General features: G+C 32.9%; 6 protein-coding genes. 4 read left to right on the top strand and 2 right to left on the bottom strand.

Annotated elements, in window-relative coordinates:
* Positions 1–161 precede the first annotated feature (161 nt).
* Positions 162–515, top strand: coding sequence for an AbrB/MazE/SpoVT family DNA-binding domain-containing protein (locus TE34_RS18135; protein ID WP_047982421.1), 354 nt, complete (start codon positions 162–164; stop codon positions 513–515).
* Between the two features lie 147 nt (positions 516–662).
* Here the strand turns inward: TE34_RS18135 and TE34_RS18130 are convergent, their stop codons facing one another.
* Complete coding sequence (locus TE34_RS18130; protein WP_047982422.1) at positions 663–1,367, bottom strand: cytochrome c biogenesis CcdA family protein; 705 nt, start codon at positions 1,365–1,367, stop codon at positions 663–665.
* Positions 1,368–1,772: 405 nt separating this feature from the next.
* Here TE34_RS18130 and TE34_RS18125 point away from each other — a divergent pair, with 405 nt between their 5' ends.
* Both TE34_RS18125 and TE34_RS18120 read left to right on the top strand, forming a co-directional pair.
* Entirely contained in the window at positions 1,773–2,666 is an 894-nt protein-coding gene (locus TE34_RS18125) for a cupredoxin domain-containing protein (RefSeq protein WP_053072017.1), read from the top strand.
* 197 nt (positions 2,667–2,863) lie between these two features.
* Positions 2,864–3,247 (top strand): cupredoxin domain-containing protein, encoded by a 384-nt coding sequence (locus TE34_RS18120; protein ID WP_047982423.1) that lies wholly within the window; start codon positions 2,864–2,866, stop codon positions 3,245–3,247.
* An 86-nt stretch (positions 3,248–3,333) separates the two neighbouring features.
* On the opposite strand, the gene TE34_RS18115 is transcribed toward TE34_RS18120, so the two are convergent.
* Positions 3,334–4,779: an MATE family efflux transporter gene (locus TE34_RS18115; RefSeq protein WP_047982424.1), complete on the bottom strand. Its 1,446-nt coding sequence runs from the start codon at positions 4,777–4,779 to the stop codon at positions 3,334–3,336.
* 274 nt (positions 4,780–5,053) lie between these two features.
* On the opposite strand from TE34_RS18115, the gene TE34_RS18110 reads away from it, so the two are divergent.
* Positions 5,054–6,526 (top strand): UDP-N-acetylmuramoyl-L-alanyl-D-glutamate--2,6-diaminopimelate ligase, encoded by a 1,473-nt coding sequence (locus tag TE34_RS18110; protein WP_047982425.1) that lies wholly within the window; start codon positions 5,054–5,056, stop codon positions 6,524–6,526.
* The last annotated feature ends 137 nt before the right edge of the window (positions 6,527–6,663 follow it).

Here is a 6,663-nt window from a genome sequence, read left to right as displayed (position 1 = left end):
ATAATAATAATAATATTAGTTCTTTCGTATCGTTCTAATGTATATAAGTTTATTTTGGATAGTAGTAGTTATATTTTCAAATGCATTTTCTATATTTTCTGCATACATTTTTGATACTTTATAGCTATAATTTAACAAATAAATTTTGAGGGTGTTTATTTATGTTTAACATAGTTATTTTTCAAGATATACAAATTCAACTTATTGATACAGGATTGTATTGTATCCTTAATAAACATCAAAGTATCACAATTCCAAAAACTGTAAGAAAAGCACTAGCATTACTTGCTGGAGATGAAGTAACAGTCAGTATGACAAGCACTTCAAGAGGATTGATTATTCAGAAGTTAACCAATGAAACATTAGAAAACATAATGATTATTACTAGAAAAGGGGCTATCCGGATTCCAGTAGAATTAAAAAAGAATCTGTGTTTAGAAAAGGGGGACATGTTTCAAGTATATAAATCTATTGATAACCAGTTTGTGGTACTAGAATGTAAATCACAATCATAAATCAGTATAGAATAATAGCTCAATATATTTATTAAGCAAGAAAAACCACTCAATTTAAACAGTGGTTTTTCTCTATTTTCCTATGTTTCTACTCATATTTGCAGTCAAATTAGCTGCATCGTCATTTTCCAACATTAACTATAATAACTAGAATCCATAAAATCCAAACCAACCTGCTAAAAAGGAAGTCAGTTTAGTTAGCCAATCGAAGAATAGCGCAACTCCCATGAGAATCATAATATATCCGCCAACTTTTATAATTTTGACACTATGTTTTTTAATCCATTTTATTCGTCCTACAAAGAAGGATAGTACAAAGAATGGAATTGAAAATCCTAATACATAAGCTATCATCATCACCATGCCAACATCTGGATTGGTAGCAGCCAGCGACAATACAATGGCTAATATTGGTCCTGTACAAGGTGTCCACCCTAATGAGAATGCCATCCCAATTAAAAATGATCCAAAAAATCCACCTGGACGGTTTTTAAACGATATTCTCCTATCCTTCATAAGAAACTTAAAATTAAGAACTCCTACAATAACTAATCCAAAGAAAATAATTAATATAGCACCAATTTGTCTAATGATATCTTGATATATTAATAAGAATTCAGAGATAAAGGATGTCGTAAATCCTATCATGATAAAAATGCTGGAAAAACCAATTAAAAAGAAAATGGTATGTAAAATCGCTCGTTTATTCATTTTTTTATTCTCTTCTTTTACTTCACTAACGCTCATTCCAGTAATATATGATATAAAAGCAGGATAAAGCGGTAAGCAACATGGTGAAATAAAAGATAGAAAGCCCGCACCAAAAGCAAGAAAAATATTAATTTCGTCCAATTCAATCCCCCCTCTGATTGTCATAATAGAATCTCTAGAAACTCCTTTTGACAATTATATAGTTCAAATTATATAAAACTACATTTCACTTTTATCATGTAAATTTACAATTAAGCAATTCCAATCATAAATTTAAACATTACTTCCAAATATAGACTCAAATAATGCAGAAATTGTGCAGGTTTACTAAACCTCACAAAATTGCCACAATTAGCCACTAATTAATCAATGTTATCATTTTGAAAATAGTTAGGATCATTTATCTGCGTCCTCTTATGAATACTCTAATTCAAATGATGACTCCTCCTCCCTGCCTTTTCTCATAAAAAGAATATTTTTAGTATGGACAGACATATAATTAATTAACTTCAAAATTGGACAAGTAAAGAGAGGGGTTTGAACAAAATGGGAACAACTTTGTATTTGATATTTTTAATCACTTTTCTATTATCAACTATTATTATTGGAAAAACATTTTACAATAGAAGAAAAGTACCCTGTATGACTGGTATGATGATTGCAATGACACTAGGAATGAGTGTTGGATTACTTCTCGGTATTATCTTTGGAATACTATTATTAGAAAACTTTTTTATAGCTACCTTATTAGGAATGGCTGCAGGGATGACTGTCGGATTTTTAGCGGGAATCCCCGTCAGTGTCATGGCCGTTCTAGATGGTCTGTTATCAGGTTTGATGGGTGGAATGATGGGTGCTATGCTAGGAGCGATGATTGCAATGGAATATCATGAAGCCATTGTTAAAATTATGTTTTTTTTATTCCTCGCAACCATGCTGATTCTAGTTTATATGATGCAAAAAGAGAATATCGGAAAAGAATTATCTCTTTTATACAATCCGTTAATACCTGTGTTCCTATTTGGCTTTTTATTTTTTGTTTTCAATCAAACTGGCCCCGTCTTTATAGAAACAGGTTCAGCAGAGCATAATCACTCTGAACATAAAGATAGCAAAAATAGCTTGATAATCAAAGCAAACGAATATGATTTTCTACCTAATAATGTTAACGTCAAGGCCGGTGAAACGATAACTTTATCCATAATGAATACTGGTAAGATAGAACATGATCTTGAAATTATCGGTTTTACTCCATCGAATGTGCAGCAAAACTCTAACCATCATCATGAGAATACCGCAAATACTATTCATCTCCATGCTGCCCCTGGAGAAGAACAATCCATTTCTTTTACTCCTACTGAACCTGGGGTATATAAGTTTGTTTGCACAATACCTGGTCATAAAGAGTCGGGAATGATAGGAACAATGGAGGTTTCGTGAGAATTACAGAATATAATAATAAAAACAGATTTTTTGTTGAATCAATGCTCTTTTCAATTCTCAAGTAATACTTTCATACCCAATAGCTAATTTATAATTTGTTCACAAAGAAGTCCTTCTTTCTGCACAGAAAGTAGACAATTGTATTCTAGAGTTATCATTAGTAAGAATATCAAAATTGTTAAGGAGGAATTTCTATGAATAAAGGATTATTGGCATTGATTACAATAGGGCTAGTTTTGGTATTAGCAGCATGTGGGCAAACTAATAGTAGTGACACGGATAACAGTAATTCTTCACATACTGGGGAAGCTACCTCGAACAATGTGGTTGAGATCAAAGCAACCAATTGGGAGTTTGACCAAGCTGAATACAGCGTAAATGCTGGTGAGGAAGTCTCTATCTCCCTAACAAATAATGAGGGTATGCATGGGATTGCAATTGATGAATTTGATGTAAATATTGAGGGTGATGGTAAAGCATCATTTACACCTGATCAACCTGGGGAATACATAATCTATTGTAGCATTCCGTGTGGCGAAGGTCATAGTGAAATGAAATCAACATTAATAGTTAAATAATCAAGTAATAAAGAGTTGTTCATGGTGGACAACTCTTTATTTACCTTTCTTTTCATGTCTAACATGCTTAAATATATTTTTTCGACCTAGTAGTTGTTAACACACGAAGACATATTCTCTTTTGTTGTTTGAGGATGACAATGAGACTCTGGATCTTCTCTTTGATCAGTCTTTTCAACAATCCATCTGTTGCGTTTAAATTGTATGATAAGCACTAAGGCTCTTAGTCCAGTATCTAAGCCAATAGCTATCCAAACCCCTAACAACCCCCATCCAAGTTTAATGCCTAACACATATACAAATAGTGTACGCACTGCCCACATTCCAACTCCAGTTAAATACATTGGAAATTTCGTATTATTTGCGCCTTGAAAGGCACCAGTTAATGTCAGTACAACTGCTAGAAAAGGTTGAAAAACTCCCGAAACTTTTAAGGCGGTCCCTATGTCTTCTTTAACCTGTGGATCCTGTGAGAAGAATCCACCAGCCCATTCTCCAAAGAAAAACAGCAATGCACCAAAAATAGTCATAAATCCTACGGCTAAAAAAGCGGATAGTTTAGCGTATTTTGTAGCTTCTTGTTGATTTCCTGCACCCAATTGCTGCCCTACCAAAATAGTCACTGCAGTAGCAAAACCATACCCAATCATATAGGAAAAAACTTCTATATTTCCTGCTATTTGATGAGCCGCAAATACATTGGTTCCTAGTGCCACCACAAAGCTAAAGTATACAACTTGCCCAGCTCTCATAATTAACCTTTCCCCAGCTGCTGGACTACCAAGAACCATTAATTCTTTCATATGTGTTTTGTCTAACTTCCAGTATTCCTTTTTAAATTTTATTAATTCTGACCGTTGAATATATAGTAGTAATCCTATAGCACCAATTACACGAGCTATCACGGTAGCAATTGCAGCCCCTACAATCCCCATACCAGGAATAACCCAGAATCCAAAGATAAAAATATAATCTAGTACAGCATTAATGATATTTACGATAATACTTATTTTCATTGGAGATTTCGTATCCCCTGCCCCACGCAAGATTGCGCTTGCTACAAACATAAGAGACATAAAAATCGAGGGTATGGCTACTATTTTAAAGTACATAGTACCTGCCGCTAACACATTGGCCTCAATGCCCATTAATTGCAAAAGTTCCTCCGCAAAAAGTAGCGTAATAATACCGGTTATAACACCAAATACTGAGGCTAAAATAAGGGATTGTTGTGCTATATGTCTTGCCTTTTCTACTTTATTTGCACCTAAGAAGTTAGCAATATATACATTTGCTGCTACACCTATGGCCATAAATAGTGCGAAGTAAATAGCTAATACCGCATTCGTAACACCAACAGCGGAAACCTCTACTAATCCGAGCTTTGACACAAAATATGTATCAACAAATCCTAAAATCGTCTGGAAAAGGTTCTCTATTATAGCCGGAAATGCTAACAATAAGATTACTTTAATCTTTTTCATATCTGTATCAGCTAATTTAATTTTATCATCTTCACTGTGAGTGGTCATAATTGGTCCCGGTCACCATCCTTTCTTGGTATTTTCATTTATTATTTTCAGCATATAGTTTATTTCTATACTGCATACTACCCTATATCTGTACATCATGAAGATTAGGTGAAGTTATATTATTTCTATTTTGCTAATAGAACACATTTCATTTACAAATATTGTTAAAAACATTAAGTGATTATTACAGTTATAAATCTGCACAATAACTCCATATTTTAAATTTAAAATTAAGTAGTTAATCTTATTTCTATCTAAGGAGTCTATTTTATATATGAAAATCGAACAATTATTGGATGGAATTGAAATTCTAAATAATATAAAGCAAGAAACGGAAGAACTAATTATTGATGGTATTGCTTACAGTTCATCTGACATAAATATCAATTATGTTTTTGTAGCCATTAAGGGGCATAACGCCGATGGTCATGATTACATAAAAGATGCTATTAATAATGGTGCATGTCTTGTAGTAGGTGAAAAAGAAATTGATGATTTACCCATACCATATGTACAGGTTGACGATAGTAGAAAAACATTGGGGATCCTATCGAGAAACTTTTATCGCGATCCCTCGAAAAATAAAATTATGATTGGAATTACTGGGACGAACGGAAAAACAACAACCAGTCACCTTTTAAAACACATTTTAGAAAGTAACGGTAAAACTTGTTCTTTAATTGGCACCATACAAAACATAATCAATGGTGAGATAAAAAACAGTACAAACACCACACCAAGCTCATTAGATTTACACAAACTTATAGCTGAGAGCAAGGATGAGGTGATTATTATTGAAATCTCTTCCCATGGCTTAACCCAACATCGGGTTGAAGGTTTAGCTTTTGATTTATGCTTGTTTACAAATCTAGAACATGAACACTTGGACTACCACAAAACGATGGAAGAATACTTTAGAACCAAAATGTTATTGTTTGACTATCTAAAAGAAGATGGACAAGCAATTATTAACATAGATAATTATTGGGGTGACGAATTAGCAAAGATATTAGATGGCCAAGGAAAAATTGTTTACTCAATTGGACAAAAACCTAAGTGTAAGTTTAATATAATAAATTTCAACTCAAAGAACTCTATCGTAACGATTATGGATAATAAAATCGAAAGTGATATTTTTTCTCCTATGGAAGGAATTCATAATATGTACAATAGTGTTATGGCATATGGAACTTCAAGGATAATGGGATTAGAGAGTGAATCCATTCTTGAAACAATTATTAATTTTAAGGGTGTCAGAGGGAGATTTGAAATTTATAAACTGTCCAATGGAGCAACAGCTGTTGTCGACTATGCTCATACTGCTGATGCAATTTTTCATTGTTTAAGAACCGCAAACCTGAAAGGTGCAAAAAGAATAACACATGTATTTGGCTTTCGTGGTGGTAGGGATTTGAGTAAAAGGCAAGGAATGTTATCTGTTACCTCCGAACTAAGTACCCGATATATTTTGACATTAGATGATTTAAATTCTGTTTCCAAGAATGAGATGATAAGAACTCTCAGTTATTTAAACCATTCATATGGAAATGAAAAAGGTATGATTATCGGAGATCGAACAATGGCTATAAAATGGGCTATTGAACATAGTCAAAAAGGTGACTGGATTGTTATTACTGGTAAGGGTCATGAGCAGTACAAGCAAAGTTTTAAATTACCTACTTATTTTGATACTGATACAGTTTTATACGTTAACGATCTATTTATAAGAAAAGCCCTTATTGAATAATCATCCTTTTAAGATTTATAGTTTAATAAAATGTTAATTTCACATTAGTGAAGGATTTTAATTTAGCATTATATATTGTTCGTACTCTAAACTAACTATTTTGAAATAAAATGCCTCCCATTTGAGTATGGAAGGCA

Origin of the sequence: Ornithinibacillus californiensis (genome assembly GCF_001038485.1) — a bacterium.
GTDB lineage: Bacteria > Bacillota > Bacilli > Bacillales > Amphibacillaceae > Ornithinibacillus > Ornithinibacillus californiensis.
This window is presented reverse-complemented; position numbering and strand designations above follow the sequence as displayed.